23 protein-coding genes are annotated in these 19,867 nt (G+C 63.5%); 11 read left to right on the forward strand and 12 right to left on the reverse strand.

Annotated features, from left to right (window positions below):
- Positions 1-2: 2 nt before the first annotated feature.
- The 5 genes from CHB87_RS02860 to CHB87_RS02880 all read right to left on the reverse strand — a co-directional run bounded on the left by CHB87_RS02860 (position 3) and on the right by CHB87_RS02880 (position 4,940).
- A complete protein-coding gene (locus CHB87_RS02860; protein ID WP_089406855.1) occupies positions 3-791 on the reverse strand; it encodes a gamma-glutamyl-gamma-aminobutyrate hydrolase family protein in 789 nt (262 codons plus the stop codon).
- A gap of 43 nt (positions 792-834) precedes the next feature.
- The gene (locus CHB87_RS02865) at positions 835-1,647 is read right to left on the reverse strand and encodes a lysophospholipid acyltransferase family protein (RefSeq protein ID WP_245817781.1); all 813 of its coding nucleotides are present in this window, start codon (positions 1,645-1,647) and stop codon (positions 835-837) included.
- The gene (locus CHB87_RS02870; RefSeq protein ID WP_089406856.1) at positions 1,644-3,215 is read right to left on the reverse strand and encodes a bifunctional folylpolyglutamate synthase/dihydrofolate synthase; all 1,572 of its coding nucleotides are present in this window, start codon (positions 3,213-3,215) and stop codon (positions 1,644-1,646) included. The genes CHB87_RS02865 and CHB87_RS02870 overlap by 4 nt, the downstream gene beginning before the upstream one ends.
- Before the next feature lie 332 nt (positions 3,216-3,547).
- Complete coding sequence (locus CHB87_RS02875) at positions 3,548-4,165, reverse strand: FMN-dependent NADH-azoreductase (protein ID WP_089406857.1); 618 nt, start codon at positions 4,163-4,165, stop codon at positions 3,548-3,550.
- A gap of 502 nt (positions 4,166-4,667) precedes the next feature.
- Positions 4,668-4,940, reverse strand: a complete 273-nt coding sequence (locus CHB87_RS02880) for a hypothetical protein (RefSeq protein WP_089406858.1) — start codon at positions 4,938-4,940, stop codon at positions 4,668-4,670.
- A 313-nt stretch (positions 4,941-5,253) separates the two neighbouring features.
- Here CHB87_RS02880 and thrS point away from each other — a divergent pair, with 313 nt between their 5' ends.
- The 3 genes from thrS (at position 5,254) to CHB87_RS02895 (ending at position 8,911) form a co-directional block, all read left to right on the forward strand.
- Complete coding sequence (gene thrS, locus CHB87_RS02885; protein ID WP_245817782.1) at positions 5,254-7,284, forward strand: threonine--tRNA ligase; 2,031 nt, start codon at positions 5,254-5,256, stop codon at positions 7,282-7,284.
- Between the two features lie 189 nt (positions 7,285-7,473).
- Positions 7,474-8,634: a Fic family protein gene (locus tag CHB87_RS02890; RefSeq protein WP_089406860.1), complete on the forward strand. Its 1,161-nt coding sequence runs from the start codon at positions 7,474-7,476 to the stop codon at positions 8,632-8,634.
- Positions 8,615-8,911 (forward strand): phytanoyl-CoA dioxygenase family protein, encoded by a 297-nt coding sequence (locus tag CHB87_RS02895; protein WP_176441548.1) that lies wholly within the window; start codon positions 8,615-8,617, stop codon positions 8,909-8,911. Before CHB87_RS02890 ends, CHB87_RS02895 begins: the two co-directional genes overlap by 20 nt.
- Here CHB87_RS02895 and CHB87_RS02900 read toward each other — a convergent pair whose 3' ends face one another.
- On the reverse strand, positions 8,912-9,865 hold the full coding sequence (locus CHB87_RS02900; RefSeq protein ID WP_089406862.1) for an oxidoreductase: 954 nt from the start codon (positions 9,863-9,865) through the stop codon (positions 8,912-8,914).
- Between the two features lie 74 nt (positions 9,866-9,939).
- Here CHB87_RS02900 and CHB87_RS02905 point away from each other — a divergent pair, with 74 nt between their 5' ends.
- From CHB87_RS02905 to CHB87_RS02940, 8 genes are all read left to right on the forward strand, one after another.
- Positions 9,940-10,344, forward strand: coding sequence for a winged helix-turn-helix transcriptional regulator (locus CHB87_RS02905; RefSeq protein WP_089406863.1), 405 nt, complete (start codon positions 9,940-9,942; stop codon positions 10,342-10,344).
- Between the two features lie 101 nt (positions 10,345-10,445).
- Positions 10,446-10,829, forward strand: a complete 384-nt coding sequence (locus CHB87_RS02910) for a hypothetical protein (protein ID WP_089406864.1) — start codon at positions 10,446-10,448, stop codon at positions 10,827-10,829.
- 110 nt (positions 10,830-10,939) lie between these two features.
- A complete protein-coding gene (locus tag CHB87_RS02915; RefSeq protein ID WP_089406865.1) occupies positions 10,940-11,596 on the forward strand; it encodes a carbonic anhydrase in 657 nt (218 codons plus the stop codon).
- 102 nt (positions 11,597-11,698) lie between these two features.
- Complete coding sequence (locus CHB87_RS02920; protein WP_089406866.1) at positions 11,699-12,619, forward strand: bestrophin family protein; 921 nt, start codon at positions 11,699-11,701, stop codon at positions 12,617-12,619.
- A 225-nt stretch (positions 12,620-12,844) separates the two neighbouring features.
- Positions 12,845-13,210 carry a hypothetical protein gene (locus CHB87_RS02925; protein WP_089406867.1) on the forward strand — a complete coding sequence of 122 codons (366 nt, stop codon included), beginning with the start codon at positions 12,845-12,847 and terminating at the stop codon, positions 13,208-13,210.
- Positions 13,211-13,309: 99 nt separating this feature from the next.
- The gene (locus CHB87_RS02930) at positions 13,310-13,720 is read left to right on the forward strand and encodes a hypothetical protein (RefSeq protein WP_245817783.1); all 411 of its coding nucleotides are present in this window, start codon (positions 13,310-13,312) and stop codon (positions 13,718-13,720) included.
- Between the two features lie 93 nt (positions 13,721-13,813).
- Positions 13,814-14,320: an SRPBCC family protein gene (locus tag CHB87_RS02935; RefSeq protein ID WP_089406869.1), complete on the forward strand. Its 507-nt coding sequence runs from the start codon at positions 13,814-13,816 to the stop codon at positions 14,318-14,320.
- 11 nt (positions 14,321-14,331) lie between these two features.
- Complete coding sequence (locus CHB87_RS02940; RefSeq protein WP_089406870.1) at positions 14,332-15,252, forward strand: NADP-dependent oxidoreductase; 921 nt, start codon at positions 14,332-14,334, stop codon at positions 15,250-15,252.
- Between the two features lie 53 nt (positions 15,253-15,305).
- Here the strand turns inward: CHB87_RS02940 and CHB87_RS02945 are convergent, their stop codons facing one another.
- The 6 genes from CHB87_RS02945 to rpmH all read right to left on the reverse strand — a co-directional run bounded on the left by CHB87_RS02945 (position 15,306) and on the right by rpmH (position 19,810).
- The gene (locus CHB87_RS02945) at positions 15,306-15,713 is read right to left on the reverse strand and encodes a hypothetical protein (protein ID WP_142988184.1); all 408 of its coding nucleotides are present in this window, start codon (positions 15,711-15,713) and stop codon (positions 15,306-15,308) included.
- Between the two features lie 185 nt (positions 15,714-15,898).
- On the reverse strand, positions 15,899-17,776 hold the full coding sequence (gene yidC / locus CHB87_RS02950; protein ID WP_089406872.1) for a membrane protein insertase YidC: 1,878 nt from the start codon (positions 17,774-17,776) through the stop codon (positions 15,899-15,901).
- Positions 17,777-17,877: 101 nt separating this feature from the next.
- Positions 17,878-18,138, reverse strand: a complete 261-nt coding sequence (gene yidD, locus CHB87_RS02955) for a membrane protein insertion efficiency factor YidD (RefSeq protein ID WP_089406873.1) — start codon at positions 18,136-18,138, stop codon at positions 17,878-17,880.
- A gap of 63 nt (positions 18,139-18,201) precedes the next feature.
- Complete coding sequence (gene rnpA, locus CHB87_RS02960; protein WP_089406874.1) at positions 18,202-18,612, reverse strand: ribonuclease P protein component; 411 nt, start codon at positions 18,610-18,612, stop codon at positions 18,202-18,204.
- A gap of 15 nt (positions 18,613-18,627) precedes the next feature.
- Positions 18,628-19,551: a diacylglycerol/lipid kinase family protein gene (locus CHB87_RS02965; protein WP_176441549.1), complete on the reverse strand. Its 924-nt coding sequence runs from the start codon at positions 19,549-19,551 to the stop codon at positions 18,628-18,630.
- A 103-nt stretch (positions 19,552-19,654) separates the two neighbouring features.
- On the reverse strand, positions 19,655-19,810 hold the full coding sequence (rpmH, locus tag CHB87_RS02970) for a 50S ribosomal protein L34 (RefSeq protein ID WP_089406876.1): 156 nt from the start codon (positions 19,808-19,810) through the stop codon (positions 19,655-19,657).
- Positions 19,811-19,867: the final 57 nt, after the last annotated feature.

Raw genomic sequence — 19,867 nt, forward strand, 5'->3', positions numbered from 1 at the left:
GGCTAGCGGCTCGCGACCGAGGTGTGAATGGGACGGGGCTTCCAGGCGGCGGCCTCCGCGACGAAGCGTGCAAAGATCGCGGCGGAGATAGGGCTTTGATCGAAGGTCCGCTCGGGATGCCACTGCACGCCGAGGACGAAGTGCGCGGGGCGGCTGGCCAGTGCGTCGTGCGCTTCGCCCTGGCCGCCCTCGATGGCCTCAACGACGCCGTCCTGCGGGCAGCGCGCGGAGACCCGCAGGCCGTCGCCCGCGATGCCGACCGCCTGGTGGTGGCTGGAGTTCACCGGGATGCGCTCCTCGTCAACCACCTCCCGCGTAATCGAGGCCAGCAAGGATCCCTCGGCGACGGCCGCGGTATGGGCGACGGCGACGCCGCGCGCAGCGCTATGGTTGACGGGCAGGATGGTCAGATCCTGCACCAGCGTGCCGGAGCGCCAGACATTCAACATCTGCGTCCCGAAGCAGATGCCAAGGATCGGCTTGTAGAGATTGTGCGCGTCCTGCAGGAGCAGTTCGTCTACGTTTTCGCGCGGCAGGTCGGCCGGCGCGGTAGCCTCGTCGGGCTGCTGGCCGTACTTCCACGGGTTCACATCGGCCGGGCTTCCGGGCAGCAGCACGCCCTGGCAGGTATTCGCCAGTTCGACGATCGCGCGCGGCGAGAGATCGAGCGACACGACGACGGGCTCGCCCCCGCATCGCGCGATGGCTGTGGCGTAGGCGGGCCAGTTGAGCTGGTTATAGGGCTGGTCGGTGCTGGTGGGAAGCGGAATGGCGATACGTGGCTTGGACATGGCGGCTGCTTCAATCGTAGCAGCGTCGACGGCTCCGCTTCGCTCAGGCTGGCGGCGTGTTGGACTGCTCGAAGTAAAGCCGTGAGATCTCGGCGTGCAGGCGTTCGGAGAGCGCTTCGGCGTCCCTGGTCGTCAGACCCACGGTCGAGATCGGCTCCCCGATGACGATCTTCAGGGGACGAGGCGTCAAAAAGTAGGTGTGGATGGGCAGTAGTTCGTAGGTGCCGATCAGCGCCAGCGGCACTAGCGGAACCTGCGCCTTGATCGCCATGAAGGCCGCGCCCGAGGCCATGGGTTGCAGCTTGCCGTCGGCGGTGCGACCGCCTTCGGGAAAAAGAACCAGCGGCAGACCTGCCTGCAGGGTCTTCACCCCGCGCAGCAGCCCGGCGATGGCCGAGCGAGCGCTCTTCTGATCGATCGGCACCTGGCCCGACCGGTCGAGATGCCATCCGATGAACGGCGCCTTCCAAAGCTCGATCTTCGCGAAGATGCGGAACTGGAAGGGCAGCTTGGCGAAGAGGACGGGCGTGTCGTAGTAACTGGTATGGTTCGAGGCGTAGACCGCGACCTCGTGGGTGTGGAGGTGCTCCGCCCCGATCAGTTCGACCGGTGAAAGCGAGATCAGCAACAGCACGCGAGCCCATGCGCGCGCGATGGCGTGCTGCTGGCGGCCGGATTGATCCCACAGCGAGCAGGTCAGCGAGATGGCGCCGAAGAAGGCCGTCGCCAACCCGATCAGCGGCAGCAGCAGCAGATAGGTCAGCCAGGGTAGCAGACCGGGCCTCTTCGGCGCCGCGGGCGGCGGCATCGTGCGGATTGCGGCTTCCTCTTCCCTCACCTGTTCGATCTCGCTCATGCGTGCTCCTGCGTCGGATGCAGCGTGGGTTCGAGCGCGAGGTGGCGAATCTCGCCAACGAGGTACACCGAGCCGGTAGCGACGATGAGGCCGCCGGCCGGCGTGATGGCGCGCGCCTGGTTCAAGGCGCCGGCCAGATGCGGCGCCGCGTGCGCAGGAACCTCGAGCGCGTGCGCCGCGGCGAGCAGGTCTTCGACCGCTGCGGCGCGTGGGTTGCCGATCGGGGCGAGCAGGATGTGATCGTAGCGGCGCAGCGGGTCGCCGCCGCCATTGCCCTGCGCAAAGGACGAGTCGAAGAGCGGAAACAGAATGCGCGACATCTCCTGGAGCGACTTGTCCTTCAGGCAGGAGAAGATGAGCGTGCGCGGCCTGTCCTCGGGCAACTGGGCCAGCGCGGCGCGCAGCGTCCATGCCCCTGCTGGGTTGTGGGCCACATCCAGCAGCAGATCGGGCGAGCCGGCATGGCGGATCAGCTCGAGCCTGCCGGGCCAGCTTGTGTTGCGAATCCCCCGCGACAACGCGGCGTTTGTGATGTTGTAACCGTTTTGGTTACGTAATTCGACCGCGGCCGCGATAGCCAGCGCGAGGTTGCGCTGCTGGTGCTGGCCGGTCAGGGGCGAGTCGACCTCGAGCAGTTCCGGATGGGCTGGGTCTTCGAGGTTCAGGGTGTAGCGGTTGGGACTCAGGCCGTTTGGGTCCGGTGCGGCTTCAGGCGAAATACGGGGGGCCTTCGCTCCGCTCAGGATGACAGGCTGTACGGGTGGGTCGGGGCGCTCGCCGTTGCGGACGGCGGGCGGCAGATAGCGTGCCGCGTCGACGCCACGCACATTCAGCGACATGGCGGCCTCACCGATGGCCTGGTTGGCCTCCGGGTGCTGCGGCAATGTGATGAGAGTCCCCTGCTCGCGCAGAATGCCGCACTTTTCGCGTGCGATCTCGGCGATGGTATTGCCCAGGTATTCCTGGTGATCGAGCGAGATATCCGTAATGACGGCGAAGAGCGGCTCGACGATGTTGGTGGCGTCGAGCCTTCCGCCCAGCCCGACCTCGAGCACCGCGATCTCCGCGCGCTGTTCGGCAAAGTAACAGAAGGCCAGCGCGGTCAGCACCTCGAAGAAGCTGGGCGGATGCGGCAGCGCGCCGGTTTCGACCAACTGCTGCGCCGTCTTGTCGATGCGCAGGTAGATACGGGCAAAGTCGTCGTCGGCAATGGCGCCGAGCGCCAGCGGCCCGTCCGCACCGTGCGCGGCAATGGTTCCATACTCGCTCGGCAGCACGGGGTGCGCGAGTTGAATGCGCTCGTTCACGCGGCTGAGGTGCGGCGAGGTATAAAGCGCGGTGCGATAGCCCGCGGTGGTCAGGATCGACGCCAGCGTGGACGCGGTCGAACCCTTGCCGTTCGTGCCGGCGATCAGGACCGATGGGACCTCGTCCTGCGGGTCGCCCAGCGCCTCCATCAGCACGCGCATGTAGGCCAGGTCGAACTTCCGCCGTGGCTGGCCGCCTGGCGGAGGCGCAAGTTCCTGCCCGAGGGCGTACAGGTGTTCGATCGCGGCGGCGTAAGTCATTCGGCTATTGTAATTTGCCGCACGGTACGAACGTCGCGGTACGGACGTGTATCGATTTTTGTGTCGTGAGCGCATCGCGCGCCGAAGCTCTCCGATAAGGCAAACAGCGGAGTGACCCGCACAAGTCTCAACCTAAAGGAGAAGCGCGCATGTGGGATATTTTGGTGGCTTTGAGCTTTCTGGCGATGGTCGCGGCGCCGAGCATGGTCGCGATGAAGAACGCAATCAAGGGTTTTGCCGAGGACGCTCCCCGGGGCTGAAAGGGCGAGCGTGTTGACGCAAAAGGGGACAGCCGCGGGCCGCGACTGTCCCCTTCTTTGCGTTGCGATGGCTTACTTCGCTGCGGCGACGACCTGCGGAACGAAGCTGGCGACCAGCTCCGCCTGCGTCTTCTTGCCCTGCGCGACGTCGTTCGAGCCGCCGGCCTGGACGATCTCCAGGTTCTCGGCGAGGCCGATGAAGCCGAAGATCTGCTTCAAATACGCGGTCTCGCGGTCGTAGCTTTCCATGTGCGAACCCGGCGTGTAGACGCCGCCGCTGGCGATGATCAGGGTGACCTTCTTGCCCTTGATCAGGCCCTCGTAGCTGGCCGAGAACGTGACGCCGAAGCGCACGATGTGGTCGATGTACGCCTTCAGCACGGCCGGGGTCGAGAAGTTGTACATCGGCGTCGAGATGACGATGTGGTCGGCGGCAAAGAGCTCGGCGATCAGCTCGTTCGAGATCACGAGCGCGTTGTGCATCTCGGGCGAGTGCGCCTCGGCCGGGGTGTAGGCGCCGGCGATCCAGGGCAGGTCGACGAAGGGCAGCGTGGTCTTCATCAGGTCGCGGACCACGACCGTACCTTCAGGGTTGTTCTTCTGCCACTCCGCGGCGAACGCGGCGGAGAGGCTGCGGGAGATGGAGTACTCGCCGCGAGGGCTGGCGTCGATCTTGAGAAGGGTAGGCATGGTGCGCTCCTGATGCTGATATGGGTGTTTCAACAGCTATCTCCACTATAGATGAGCGCCATGACCGCCGGATGCAGAACGTTTTCGATTCTTTCAACCGGCCGCCGTCTGCGTGCTCTAAGTGCTTTAAAAACAGTAAGAAAAGGTACTCATACTTAGTAGCAGCAGCCGTTTGCGCTTGAAATGTGGATTTAAAGCTAAGGGCCTATGGAATGAGGGATTTATGACTCCGTCCTCATTTAGAAAACGGCTGGTGGAAAACCGGACCGAAGGTAAAGCCTGTGCGTAACCCCTGAACCGGTACCGGCTTCTCCCACTTCTTCACAGCCCGGTCCACAAGGTTCTGAGAAGACCCGGCGCGACCGGTGTTAATGCCGAGCAAGGCGATTCGAATCAACCGTTTAGATTAAGCCGATTTCTAACAGGGCTGTCTTGGGAACAAGGAAAACCCGGCCTTTTTGGGGCCGGGTTCCGGGGGAGGGCTGAAAACGTCGCTGAAAAATTAGAGGGCCCACTCGGAGGATCCGCCCAGCAGCGCGGCGCCGGAGAACTTCGGCAGACCGCCCCACGAGGGCACGTTGAAGCCGGTGCGGGGATGGACATGTTCGGTATCGGAGGCTTCGTGGTGTTGTGCCGCAAGGGCTTCAATCACCTTGGTGCGTGCTTCGGCCTGTTCGGCGCGGGAGGTGCGGGACCAGTAAACGAGGAATCCCTGGCCGCAGACGCGGCAACGTACATCACTGGCGGTGTTGGAGATTTTGCAGAGAACTTGCATGTATGGGCAGCCCTTTCGAGGTCTTGTTTGGTTAGGGTGAAGATCCGAATCGGGTGTTTCGTGAATGGATGCAGATTTTCCAGAGCCGGTTGTTCCGAGAGGCAGTGATTCTTTCGATTCTCCCCCGTGAGCCTTCACATTAGAGGCGGCCTCTAAGTGAGGCAATCACACGGGCGTACGCGCCATGTACCACTGTTAGGGGATGGAAGAAAAAATGCTTGACAGCGGTCGATGGCGTACTTTCAGACTCCGCCATGCTGCGGCTCAAGTCAAGGAAAGATATGCTTAGAGTGTGAGCGAGATGAGTGAGCAGATGATTCGAGTACAGCTTCCGGACGGCAGTGTGCGCGAGGTTGCGCGTGGAACCACCCCCTTTGACATGGCGACGAGCATCTCGCCCCGGCTGGCCGCGGCGGTCGTCGTCGCGCGCATCAAGCCTTTGAATACAACGCCGGAGCTGGGAGGCGAGGACGCCGGCGGCTCGCAGACCGAGGAGTCCATGTACTCCGGCGCGCCCGCTGGCGGCGAGCGGCTGGTCGACCTTTCCACTCCGCTCGAAGAGGATGTGGAACTCTGGCTCCTGAAGGAACAGGACGAGGCGTCGCTTAAAGTAGTCCGGCACTCCGCCGCGCACGTCATGGCGACGGCCATCCTCGAGCTCTTCCCCGAGACCAAGCTGGGCCACGGCCCGGCGACCGATGCCGGCTTCTTCTACGACGTCTACCGCGAAAGCCCGTTCACCGAGACCGACCTCGCCGCCATCGAGGCGCGCATGGCCGAGATCGTCTCTCGTGATGAAAAATTTGTCCGAGAAGTAGAACCGCGCGAGGTCGGTCTGGCCGAGTACGAAAAGTCCGGCGAGTTCATGAAGGTCCACTTCATCGAAAAGTTCACGAAGCCGGGCGAGGAGATCTCGCTCTACCGCAACGGCAAGTTTGTCGACTTCTGCCGCGGCCCGCACGTGCCTTCGACCGGCCGGGTGAAGGCCTTCAAGGTGATGTCCGTCGCCGGCGCTTACTGGCTGGGCGATGAGAAGAACCAGCAGCTCCAGCGCATCTACGGCACGGCGTTTTTCAACGCCAAGGACCTCGACGCGCACTTCAAGCGGCTGGAGGAGATCAAGGCGCGCGACCACCGCGTGCTGGGCAAGCAGCTCGACCTGTTCTCCATTCAGGAGGTTGCAGGCGCGGGGCTGATCTTCTGGCATCCGCGCGGCGGCCTCGTCCGCAAGGCGATGGAGGACTGGATGCGCGACGAGTGCATCCGGCGCGGCTACTCCATGGTCTTTACGCCGCACATCATGAAGCGCGAGCTATGGCGCATCTCCGGCCACGAGGGCGTCTATTCGAAGGACATGTTCCCGCCGATGGAGCTGGACGACGCCGAGTACCGGCTGAAGCCGATGAACTGCCCCGGCCACATCCTCATCTACAAGAACTCGCCCAAGAGCTACCGCGACCTGCCCCAGCGGTACGCGGAACTGGGCAATGTTTATCGGTACGAGCGGTCGGGCACCATGCACGGTCTGCTGCGCGTGCGCGGCTTCACGCAGGACGACGCCCACATCTTCTGCACGCCCGACCAGATCAAGGGCGAGATCGAAGGCTGCCTGGACTTCGCCGACGCCGTGCTGAAGACCTTCGGCTTCAAGGAGTACCGCGTCGAGCTTTCGACCCGCGATCCAAACAAGGCCGGCGACTTCTTCGGCACCACGGAGGACTGGGCCAACGCCGAAGGCGCGCTGCGCGACGTGCTCACCGGCCGCGGGCTCACCTTCGACAGCTTCCCCGGCGAGGCCGCCTTCTACGGCCCGAAGATCGACGTCAAGCTGGTCGACGTGCTGGGCCGCATGTGGCAGCTTTCGACCGTGCAGTTCGACTTCAACCTGCCGAAGCGCTTCGAACTCGCCTACAAGGGCGAGGACGGCGAGCTGCACCAGCCGGTCATGGTACACCGCGCGCTCTTCGGCTCGGTCGAACGCTTCTTTGGCGTGCTGATCGAGCACTACGCCGGCGCCTTCCCGCTGTGGCTCGCGCCGCTGCAGGTTGGCCTGGTGCCGATCTCGTCGGACAAGCACTTGGACTACGGCCGCAAGGTGAAGGCCCAGCTCGAAGCGATCGGCCTGCGCGTCGAACTCGACGAGCGCAACGACGCGATGAAGGCCAAGATCCGCGACTTCGCCGTGGTAAAGACGCCATTCGTGCTGATCCTGGGCGACAAGGAGATGGCGACCGACTCCGTCAGCGTCCGCACACGCGGCAAGGGCGATGAGGGCGGCGTGCCGCTTGAGATGTTTATCGCTCGGTGCAAGGCGCTGCTGGAATCGAAGTCCGTAGAGCTGTAGCTGGCTTGTGGTCTATCGAAGACGCGAGAGCGCGGTGATGCTGTATTTCGCTGCGTTCTCGCAATTCCATCTGCAATGCCCCCACAAGATATTGTGTTCTTCGAAGAAGAAGAAAGCTTTGTATATCCGATTTGGACACCAAGAAGTTTTGTATATCTTTTTCGGCCATAAAAGATATACAAATGTCCTGTGAAGCCCGCTATTCCGATCCATCTACCATCGCTGCAACTTGATTGGGAGACACTCGTTCCCGCATTGAGCGAAGCGAATCGTGCCATCGCACGGTTCGACGGAATCCTGACCCACCTTCGGAATCCAGAACTCTTGACGACTCCCCTCACGACTCGTGAGGCTGTGCTGTCGTCGAAGATTGAAGGCACGGTTGTTACGGTGGGAGAAGTCCTGCGCTTCGAAGCGGGCGACGAGCCAGAGCAGGAATCGAAGCGTCTCGACATTGAAGAGATCGTCAACTACCGTATGGCGCTTCGGTCGGCACAATGGGATCTGGGGACGCGTCCTTTTTGTTTGAATCTTGTTCTAAAGCTGCACAAGATACTCCTTACCAGCGTTCGCGGGCAGAACAAAGCGCCCGGCTCGTTTCGCCGCTTTCAAAACCACATTGGGCGCCCCGGTTCGCAGCTGGAAGAAGCGGAGTTCGTTCCTCCCGCGCCAGAGGTATTGAAAGACGCACTGGGTGAATGGGAAAAGTATTACCACTCGACGGAGAAGGATCCTCTTACTCAACTTGCGCTCATCCATGCACAATTCGAGTATTTGCATCCTTTCCTGGACGGCAACGGTCGTATCGGACGAATTCTCATTCCGCTCTTCCTTTATGACAAGCAGATTCTCTCCAGTCCAACCTTTTATCTTTCGGAGTACCTGGAGGAGAATCGCGATGAATATATCGGACATCTTCGAGAGTTGGGAAAAGATAATGCTTCATGGACGCGTTGGTGTCTCTTTTTCCTCCATGGATTGACCCTGCAGGCCGACCGCAACGTCCTTCGCGTTAAGGCGGTCTTGGACCTCTATGAGCGTCTCAAAGACGATATGTTGGCGCGTAATGGTTCACGCTTCACCATCCCTATGCTTGACGCCATGTTCGCTCAACCTATCTTTCAGGCGGGATCGCTTCTCGAACAGAAGGGTATGCCTCAGAGAGCGAATCTTATGAGACAACTGGGCGCTCTCGTAGACACAAAAGTCTTGAAGGTGCTTACGGTAGGCAGCGGTCGCCGCGCAACGGTGTACTCCCTCCATGAACTGGTCAAACTCTGTGAAAGCAAACCCTCTGCTCGAACATCGAAAGTGCGCTCTGGAATCACGGTTGCCAGGAGATCAAAATAAAAGTCATCTGGACGACTGCCCGGCGGAGAACGGCGCCCTGCGCGTTTTGCCCGGCACCCATACCGCGGGCAAGCTGAACGCCTCGCAGGTGGATGCGTACGTCGACAAAGTCGAGCCGGTGACCTGCGCCGCCGGGCCGGGAGACGCGCTCGTGATGCGTCCTCTGCTGGTGCATGCTTCGTCGGCGTCCGCGTTGGCGAAGCATCGGCGGGTGTTGCACTTCGATTACGCCGCCGCCTCCCTGCCCGATGGCATGGACTGGGCGGAGCGCCGGTAGCTACAGCTCGAACCTCGCCCCGACCAGCCTCTCCGTCTCCCCCCAAAGCCGTTTCGCCAGTGCGAGATCCTTCGCCAGCGGCGCGATCTTTGCCGGAACGGGGTGGCCCTTCAACTCCTGGAATCCGTTCGGGCCGTAGTACCCGCCGGTGGTGGCCCTGGGCGAGGCGGCGGCGTAGAGTGTCGGCAGCGCGCCGTGCGCGGCGTCCTGCGAGGCCAGCGGCTTCAGGATCGTCATGGCGATCCGCATGCCAAGCGGGAGGACGCCGGCCGGGCCGCTGGTCTGCAGGTTGGTGATCGCGTATCCCGGGTGCGCGCCGGTGCTCAGGACCGGCGAGCCTGCGGCGGTCAGGCGGCGCTGCAGCTCGAGCTGGAAGATCAGGTCGGCCAGCTTCGACTGCGAGTACGCGCCGAACATCGGGCTGTAGACGCGCTCCGACTGCAGGTTGTCGAACTCGATCTTGCCCTGGTTGCTCACGCCGCTCGCTACCGTCACGATGCGCGCGCCGTGCCGCTGCTTCATGTGCGGGTAGAGCAGCGCGGTCAGCAGAAACGGTCCGAGGTAGTTGGTCGCGAACTGCCGCTCGTAGCCATCGACCGTAAGCTCGCGCCGCGGCACGGCCATCACGCCCGCGTTGTTGATCAGCAGGTCGAGCGTCTGGCCCGGAGAGCGCTCTGTATAGAAAGCAGCGAAGGCGCGCACGCTGGCGAGCGAGGCCAGGTCGAGTATCGCCGGCGTGACGGCCGCGTTCGGAACGCTCTGCCGGATGCGCGCGACGGCGTCGTTTGCCTTGTCGAGCGAGCGCGCCGGCAGGATGACTTCGGCGCCCTTGCGCGCCAGCTCCAGCGCGGCTTCGAAGCCGATGCCGGAGTTGGCGCCGGTGATGAGGACGCGCCGGCCTTGCTGGCTGGGAATGTCGTTCGCGGTAAATGGGGTAGAGTTCTTCGTCGTCATGAATGGAGTATCCTGCGGACAGTATCGTTTGGCAATAAGGCACCTTTTTGTGCCGTACCCACCTTGAGGTAACCATGAAACGACACATCGACTGGGTCGAGGTCAACGCCGCCTGTGAGGCGCTCGACGAGAACGAAGACTCCCTGACGCGCGAGATCGTGACGCGCCTGGCCGAGAAGTGGACCCTGTGGACGCTGGCCGAGCTGGCGGCCGCCGACGCGCCCATGCGTTTTTCTCGCCTGATGGAGCGGGTGGAGGGCGTAAGCCAGAAGTCGCTGACCAAGGTGCTGCGGCAGTTGGAGCGCGACGGGCTGGTCACGCGCGTGGTCTTCGCGCAGGTGCCTCCCAGGGTGGAGTACCAGACGACGGAGATCGCGCTGGAGATGCTGGAGCTGGTGCATCCGCTGTGGGCCTGGGCGTCGTCGAATGTGGGCAAATTTCAGGCCGCGCGTGCGGCGTACGACAAGCGGCGGAAGTAAATCCGGCACGGTAGTTTGTGTATCGATCTTTCAAAATCCCGCGTGCCGCCGACGCCGGCGCGCTCATCCGCATCTCACGTTCAGGTGTGAAGGAGAGCGAAATGAGCAAACAGATTCTGGGAACGTTTCAGAGCCGTGATGTGGCCGATTCGGTCAAAGATGCGCTGATCGTCAAGGGTTACCCCGCGGCGGACATGATCGTGATGTCGAACCGCCAGGCTCCGGCGCCGCCGGAGGATGCGAAGCTCGAGCGCGACACCGAGGGCGAGGGCGGCTTCGTTGGGCTGGAGGAGAAGGTGGGCAAGTTCGTTCTGGGCGCGCTGAACAAGCGCACGACCATGGAGGGCAACGACACCGAGGGCGCCGGCAAGGAGGGCGCGCTGCTGGCCGTCACGGTGGACGACGATCCCGAGGCTGTCGCCAGGGTGATCGCGCTGTTGGAGTCGCACCATGCGGCCGATATCGAGCAGAGCCAGCCGGACTGAAAAACGCCGGTTTTCATCCGCCGTTTACAGAATGCTTGCCAACCTTGTCCGGGGATGCCAGTCTTAACACCGACAGTTAAGTGACGGCAAAACAACGAGGTGGGGGTACGATGGCGGCAGAAGGACAAGAGATTCTCGCGCGGTTGAAGGACGGCATTCGGCGATTCCAGACCGAGGTTCATGCGGAAAACAGGGACGCCTACCTGAAGGCGGGTTCCACGCAGCAGCAGCCGCATACGCTCATCATCGCGTGCGCGGACTCGCGGGTCGATGTGGAGACGATCACCAGCTCGGGCCCGGGCGAGGTCTTCGTCGCGCGCAACATCGGCAACATGGTGCCCGCGTACGGCGAGATGCTGGGCGGCGTCAGCGCGGTGATCGAGTATGCGGTCTCGGCGCTGAAGGTGAAGCATATCGTCGTCGTGGGGCACTCGGACTGCGGCGCGATGAAGGCGTTGCTGAGTCCGTCCTCGACCGATTCGATGCCCACGGTGAAGAGCTGGCTGACGAATGGGCAGGCGGCGTTGAAGGTGGCGTCGAGCCTTGGCGCCCCCGACGAAAAGCCAAGCGAAAAGCTGCACCGGCTGACGGAGGAGAACGTTCTGATGCAGGTCGCGCACCTGAAGACGCACCCCAGCGTGGCCGGCGCGCTCGCCCGCGGAGATGTCAGCGTCTCCGGCTGGGTGTACGAGATCGGCACGGGCGAGGTGCGGATCGCCGAGGACGGCAGCCGCGTGTTCGTGCCGGTGATCGAAGCGAAGAGGTAACAATAACCGTAGCAGGCTCAACCACTGCGCAGAGGAGAGATCGCCGGCGGCAAAGCCACGGGACCCCTCTGCGCGGCGTATTTTCTTTCCGAGGATTCTCCGATGATTGTTCCCCAGGTTCCACAAGTTAAACGGATGGTGCAGTACGTCGGCCTGCCGGTGCTGGCGCTGATCGCGTGGGATGTGCTGATCGTGCTCGGCTACAAGGTGATGCACTGGGAGTGGGTCGGCTCGAAGCATGTGCCGCTGGCGCTCTATGGTTCGGCGATCGGCATCATCGTGGGCTTCCGCAATAATTCTTCCTACGGCCGCTGGTGGGAGGGCCGCCAGCTCTGGGGGCAGATCGTGAACAACAGCCGCAGCCTTGCGCGGCAGGTCTGCGCGACGATGCGGCCGGGCGCCTCGGACGCGGCCGAGATGATCGCGATGCAGCGAAACCTCGTCCATCACCAGGTGGCGTACGTGCATGCGCTGCGCCAGCAGTTGCGCGGGCTGGACCCCATCGCGGAGATTCGCGCCAATGTGCCGGAGATTCCCGAGGCCGAGCTGGCGACGCTCGCCGGGCAGAAGAACGTCTCGCTGACCCTGCAGTTGCGCATGGGCGACATGCTGCGCGAGGCGCGCGGCCGGGGCTGGATGGACAACCTCGAATGGCAGGCGATGGACCGCAATCTCGACGACCTGATGGACGCGCAGGGCGGCGCCGAGCGCATCAAAAACACGCCCATGCCCAAGCAGTACGACTTCTTCCCCATGCTTTTCGTGCAGATCTACTGCCTGCTGCTGCCGATCGGCATGGTTGAAAACCTGGGCTGGTTTACGCCGCTTGGGTCGACGCTGGTGGGGTTCATGTTCCTGGCGCTGGACAAGATCGGCCGCGACCTGGAAGATCCGTTCGACAACCAGATCTACGACCTGCCGCTGACCGCGATCTGCCGGACGATCGAGATCAACCTGCGCCAGATGCTTGGCGAAACGAAGCTGCCGGAGCCGGAAAAACCGATCCACGGCGTGCTCTGGTAAACGAGATGTGTTGAAGGTGCGGCTCGGTTTTGCTTAAGGGCAGGGCTTCAGCCGTGCCGGTAGCTTTCGCAGTTGTATTGCGGCTTTAGCCGCTGAGGTACGGTTCGATTCGCGGCGCATTATTCGAAAACCGTACCTCAGCGGCTGAAGCCGCATTGCTCAATCGGACCATGGCACGGCTGAAGCCGTGCCCTTAACACGACTTAGCTTTCCTTGAACCCCTGTATGCCGAGCCTCTCCGACGAACACCGCGCCCGCGCCATCGCCCTGCTGGACGAGCTGCGCGCCGCCATCGACGCGACCGCCGCCGGGGACGAGGCGATCCGCTTCCAGATGCGGCGCTACATCGCCAAGCGGCTGGAGTTCGACGAGCGCGGCACGCCCACGCAGCGGCGCAAGCTCAAGGACCAGAAGGTGAAGTACCAGAAAGGTCTGTGCGCGATGTGTTCCCAGCGCCTGCCGGATCGCGGCGCCGAGCTGCACCGGCTGAAGGCCATCGACGGCTACACGGCGGCGAACACCATGCTGCTCTGCCGGGCCTGCCACGAACGGGTGCAGGCGTCGGACGTAAGCGGCGTAGCGCTGGAGTAGCGGCGCGGCCTGCGCTTGCCTACCCTCCCCCCTAGCTGTCATGCTCGATGGATGAAGTTGCGGACTTTACTTTCAACCTCTTTGCTCGGAATCGGTTGCGTGTTGTCGGCGCAGGCGCAGGAGCGCGGCACATGGCGCCCCGTGAACAAGACGGCGCAGCAGACCACCGGCGAGATCACCATCGCCGCCGAGAAGATGACGATCAACTTCTTCACCTTTCCCATCGCGGAGATTCGTCCGCTGACGCAGGCGGAGATCGCCGCGGCGTTTTCGGACTCCGAGGCGGGCGTGGGCGGCGGCCATCTCTACCGGCTGAACATCCCTGGGGACAAGCGATTTCTCCATAAGAACACCCTCTGCGGCGCGGAAGACACGCAGTGGATGGCGACCTACTATGCGGGCAAGACCCTGCGGCTCGCGCTCTTCTCCGATGCCAAGCCGCCCGCGCTGACGGTCGAGGGGATGAACGACAGTTCGACTCTCTGCGGCGCCTACGCCTACGCGCGGTAGCCACGTTCCGCGGCCGTTTGACGCCCGGTCCGGCGAAGGTCGATCATGGTGCATGGGCCCCTGCGCTTCTTCTCCGCAGGCTGGAGAGGTTGCATGTTCTTCGTCAAGGATCATATCCATATCGAGGCGCCGGTCGAGCGCTGTTTCCTGCTCTCGACCAGTATCGAGGCGGTCGGCAAGGTGCTGGGCATGCGCGCCGTCTCGGGTAAGACCTCGGGTCTGGTCGTCGAGGGCGATCAGCTCATCTGGCGCGGATGGAAGTTCGGCCTGCCGCAGATGCACGAGACCCTCATCACCGGCTACGAGTACCCGCATTTCTTTCAGGACACCATGGGCCGGGGGCGATTCAGCTACTTTCAGCATGACCACCGGTTCGACTACGTCGACGGCCACACCTTCCTGCACGACACTGTCCGCTTCTCCATGCCGCTTGGGCCGGCCGGCAGACTGGTCGGCCGGTCGCTGATCGTGCCGCACGTCCGCGACCTGCTGCAGCGGCGCTTCGCCATGCTGAAGGAGTTGGCCGAGGGCGACGGCTGGCGCGAGTATCTTTCCGCCGCGCAAGACGTCGTGGAGGCGCATCGCATCTCAACTCCGTGAGGTGATATGCGATGAAGGTTGTGGCGATTCACGAGTATGGCGGCCCGTCCGTGTTGAAGCTGGAGGAGTGGGACGATCCCGTGGCGGGCGAGGGAGAGCTGCTGGTCCAGACCACCGCCGCCAGCATCAACCCGATCGACTACAAGATGCGCAGCGGCGCGGCGAAGGACCGCTTTCCGGTCACCTTTCCGGCGGTCCTGGGACGCGACGTCTCGGGCGTGGTCATGGCCGTCGGCGCGGGTGTGCAGGGCTTCGAACCCGGCGACCGCGTCATGGCGCTCACGTGGAAGACCTACGCGGAGCTGGTCGTCGTGAAGGCCGCCGACGCGCTGAAGCTGCCCGAGGGGCTCGACCAGGTGGAGGCCGCCGCGCTGCCGCTGGTGCTGCAGACCGGCGAGCAGCTCATCCGGCTGGGGGCAAAGGTGCAGCCGGGGCAGACGATCCTGATCACGGGCGCCCTGGGCGCGGTCGGGCGCGCGGCGGTCTGGACGGCGAAGAACGCCGGCGCGAGCGTCATCGCGGGGGTTCGGGAGCATGACCTGAAGAAGGCCGCTGAACTCGTAAACCAGTGGGGCGCGGACCGGCTGCTGGCGCTCGACGACAAGGACGCTCTGGGCAGCCTTGGTTTCATCGACGCGGTCGCGGACACGGTTGGCGGCGAGACGGCACAGACGCTGCTGGGGAAGATCAGGCCCGGCGGCACGTACGCCTCGGTCGTCGGCCCGCCGGCGAACGCGGCGCTGCACCCGACGCTCACGATCTCGCCGATCATGGCGAAGCCGGATGTCCCGACCCTGGCGAAGCTCGCGCAGGCCGTCGTCGAACGCCACCTGCGGATTCCGATCGACCGCATGGTTCCGCTGGCGGACGCCGCGCTCGCACACGCCGTGGTGGAAAAGGGCGGTATCGGGAAGGTGTTGCTGACGCCGTAGGGTCAGGGTTCAGGGCTCAGGGTTTAGAAAAACTGGACCCTGAGCCCTCCCTCTTAGTTCATCGACAGCGAACTCATTCCGTGGGGATGGTGCAGCAGATGCCGCCACATCTCATCCGAGATACAGGAGCGGTTGGCCCTGGCTGGCGCTTCGGGCTCTCCCTCGTAGTTGCGATAGAACTCCCAGCAAAGGTCGGCTTCCTCCTCGCTGAGGTTGTAGGCGATGCGGGAGCGTTCGAACTCGTCGAGTCGCAACGCCTCCGCGACAAAGTGTTGGATTGCGTCCAGCAGCGCGCAATCGTCCTCCAGCAGGAGACTGGAATCCGGACCGCTAAAGATGATCCGGAGGTTAGGTTCTGCCTTTGAGGTTCGGATGCTGTGGCCGATACGAAAGCCGGCATCCCGAGTCAATCTGGTAAGCAAAGTATCCAAGGCAGAAAGCGAAAACAGCAGGTCTTTCATTGTGGCCCCCATCCGGCTGCGAAGCGATTCTAGGCTTATCGATGCAAGGGATGAAACAAAAAAGCAGAAGAATCTTTTTTGATCACAAGAATTCCCAGATTGAAACTGTGCGATTCATCTCCCCTCGCGGACCAAGAAAACCCCGGCAAACTCGCCGGGGTTTGTAATCAGACAGATACGTGAAACTACCGCTTTCCGGGCTTGCCCTGAATCGTCTGCGGCCCGTTGCCGCCCTTGCGGCGAGCGCGCTTGGCGGCGATCTCGCGCATCTCGCGTCCGATGCTCGTCTGGTTCATGATCTGCTGGGTCGCGATCGAGATCAGGTTGCCGACCGACCAGTAAAGCGCCAGGCCGGAGGAGTAGTTCCAGGTCATGTAGCCCGAAAACGCCGGCATCATGAACGCCATCATCTTCTGCTGCTGCGGGTCCACGCCGGGAGACGGCGTATAGAACTGCACCAGGAACTGCGACAGGATCATGACGATCGGCAGAATGTGATACGGGTCCGCGGCCGAAAGATCCGGCAGCCAGTACCAGTGCGCCTGCCGCATCTCGACCACCTTCGGCAGCATGCCGAACATGGCGAAGAGCAGCGGCATCTGGATCAGCGTCGGCACGCAGCCGCCGAACATGTTCACGCCCTCGCGCTTCTGCAGCTCCATGATCTCGGCGTTCATGTCGTTGCGCTTCGGGTCGGTCATCTTCAGGTTCTTGTACTTGGCCTTGATGGCGTCCATCTGCGGTTGAATCCGCTGCATCTTCAGGCCGCTCTGCATGGTCTTGATGCGCAGCGGCAGAATGATGAGGTTGATCAGGATCGTCAGCCAGACGATATCCCAGCCCCAGTTCTTCGACACATGCTCGTTGATCGCACGCAGCGCCAGGAACAGGTACTTGCCGATGATGCCGAAGAAACCGAAGTCGAGCAGCGGCTCGAGCGTCACCTTCGGGTCGGCCGCGTGGATGTTCTTCAGCACGTCGACGGCCTTCGGACCGGCGAAGATGCGCGTCTTCGTATGGCCGGAGGCATCGCCCAGCGCCGCTCCGATCAGTGGCACCTTCACGTAATCCTTGACGGGATCGAGGGTTGTCGTGTTGCTATGCCCAAAGACCCGCGCAAACCAGCGGATCAGAGCCGGACGGGTATCGACGGCATTGCGGGACGGCGGGGCGACCTTCGGGACCGAGAACTGCGTCTCCAGGGTCGCGACGGTCGAGGTCTCTGCATGATCCGGCAGGAAGATCGAGGCGAAGTAGAGATCGCTGACGCCGGCCCAGTCGAACGGCCCGGTCAGCGTGTTGCCGCCGGAGATCTTCTTGGGCGCCACGTGCTCTTCCTTGCCATAGGTGCTGGTGTCGAGCTGCGAGCCCGCATAGGCCATCGCGTCGGCCTGGTCGCCGAAGCCGCCCGGCCAGGCGAGCAGCGAGCGGATGGGCGCGCCGTCCTTCGTGACCAGCGTATCGGCGTGCAGCACATAGCTCTCGTCGAACGAGAAGGTCTTCGTGACCTCATACCCGCCGGCCGCGTATTTGAAGGTCAGGTTGGCGGGAGCGGTCAGGGCGCCGGTCGCCGAAGGCACGTAGAGCGCCTGCGCCAGGCTCGCGGTCAGGCCGGCGTCGTAGGTATAGAGCGAGAGCGGATAGCCCACGGTCTTCGCCGCCTCGGCGTGGATCAGGTTCAGCGGCTGCCCGTCGACGTCCTTGAAGCGCTTCAGAATCCACTCGGTGGCCTGCGCGCCGCGGTTCGAGAAGGTGATCTTGTAGAGCTCGTTCTCGACCGTGGTGGTCGACTCCGCCGTACCCTGCACGGCGGGAATGGTCACGGTCTGGCCGCCGAGCGATCCGATCTGTGATCCTAATTGGGCGGTCGCGGTGGGCAGCGGGGCGGGCGTCTGGGTCGGGCTGCTGGCGGCCTGCTTCGCGGGCGACTCGGTCTGGGGATTATGCTTCGCCTTGTAATACTGCAGGCCGAAGAAGATCACGACCATCACGGCCATCAGGATGAAGAGCGAGCCGTTATCCTGGCTGCCGCCCTTCTGATTGGGATTCGAAAACTCTGCCACGTTAAGGATTCCTGTTCTGTCTTGCAAGTACCGCGCTGGTGGCGTTCCTACGCACACCTAAAGAAGATGATAAATGGTGCGGGGATTTGCAGAGGTAAGACTTACTCCGGCACCGGGTCCAGCCCGCCCTTGCTCATCGGATTGCACCGCGCGACCCGCGCCGCCGCCAGCGCGGTTCCCTTCACCACGCCGTGCCGCAGGATCGCCACATGCGCGTACTCCGAGCAGGTCGGCAGGTAGATGCAGTTCGAGACGCCCACCGCATGCAGGATCGGCGAGATCACCTGTTTATAGATACCGAAGGCCGCGCCCGCCACGACGGCGGTGATCGGATTCGGCCGGCGCTCGGGGGTGGTTGCCATGGTTGTCGACTCGCGGCCTTGGAAGAAAAGCAGATCCTCCGCTGCGCGAAGGATGACAATTCCTTAGGGGGTGGGATCGGACGGCATCGCCGCCCGCGCATCCTTATCCAGCGCACTCTGCACCGTGCGGAAGACGCTTGCGATCTCCCGCTCCAACTTCACGAACTCCATCTCCAGCACCGTGCGGCGCGGGTGCAGGATCACGTCCACCGGGCCGCTCAGCAGCGCGGCGTTGTGCCGGATGCACTCGCGCATGCGCCGCTTGATGCGGTTGCGGTCGTGCGCCTTGCCCATCACCTTGCCGACGGTCAGGCCGATGCGCGGTCCCGGCGTGTCCGAGCGCCGGTCCGGCGTGCGCAACGCGTAGAAGAAGCTCATCTGCTTCGAAAACTGCTTGCGGCTGGCCGTATACACACGCTGGTAGTCCGCATGTTTGCGCAGCCGCAGCACCGAGTTGGGAGAGCCGGTCGGCATGTTGGTCCTTTCAGTTTAGCCCGGCATCAGCAAACGCAGCGCGCCCGGAACGATCCGCAGCGTCATCGGCAGCGTGCCCAGCGGCTCGCCGTCGGCTTGGGCGTAAACTGGCCGGGCGCCGAGTGGCGTGCAGAGCAGCTCCTCCATGTCGACCGTAGTCAGCCACGGGTTGGGCAAGCCGAGCTTCGTCAGCCCAAACCACGCCGGAAACGAAAGCTGGGCAGGAGCGCGCAGCAGATGCACGTGCAGGTGGGGGTGGTCCAGCCGCGCCGCGCGGGTGAGCCCGGAGAACAGTCCGCCCAGGTCGGGAATACGCGAGGCCATCACCGCTGCCGCCTCTGCATGCCGCCACTCGGCCGAACCGGCCAGACGGTACGAGACCCGGAATGCCGGCCAGCGCCTGGTGGTGAAGAGTCGCGCCGCGTGCAGGTAGTACGCCTGGCGCCCGAAGCGCGACTTCAGCCGCGAGTCGAGCGCATGCACGAGCGCTCCGTCCGGGCCGCAGCCGGCCATCACCGTGAAGCGCCGCGTCCCGGCAGAGGAGACGATCTCGCCCAGCGGAATCGCTTGCGGCTGATAGTTCATCAACTGGGTCAAGGCGCCCAGCGGATCGAGCGGCAGGCCCAGGTTGCGCGCCAGCGCATTTGCCGTTCCTAGCGGTACGACGCCCAGCGGACACGCGCTGCCGGCCATTCCCTGGACGACGCCGTGAACCGTCCCGTCGCCGCCGCAGGCGAAGACCGCGGCCGATCGCTCCGCCGCTTCCCTTGCCCACGCCTCGGCGGATCCCGGCTCGGATGTCGTGGCGAAGATCTCGGTCCGGTAGCCGCGCCGCGCGAGCAGTTCGCGGATGGCCGAAAGCTGTGCAGCCAGCAGCCTCGCACGACCGGCCGCCGGGTTGACGATCAGACTGGCGATACCGGCGCCGGCTTCAATCACAGAAGTACTCCCATGTAGTGACGCCCGGACACAACAAAAAGAGCCCACGCACGAGCATGGGCTCTCGATGAAGCTGAAATGTCACCCGCATCACGCGGTGGGACTAGTCGCGGAAGCCGGCCGAGACGGCGATCTTGTGACGGCCCTTCGCGCGGCGGCGGTTCAGGACGGCTGCGCCGGCCTTGGTCTTCATGCGGGAGAGGAATCCGTGGGTCTTCGCGCGGTGGCGGCGGTTGGGCTGAAAGGTACGCTTGGGCATGACTACTCCTAAAAATCTTCCGAAGAATCTTGAATTGGCGTCCTCAAAGACCTGACG

The organism is Granulicella rosea (assembly GCF_900188085.1).
GTDB lineage: Bacteria > Acidobacteriota > Terriglobia > Terriglobales > Acidobacteriaceae > Edaphobacter > Edaphobacter rosea.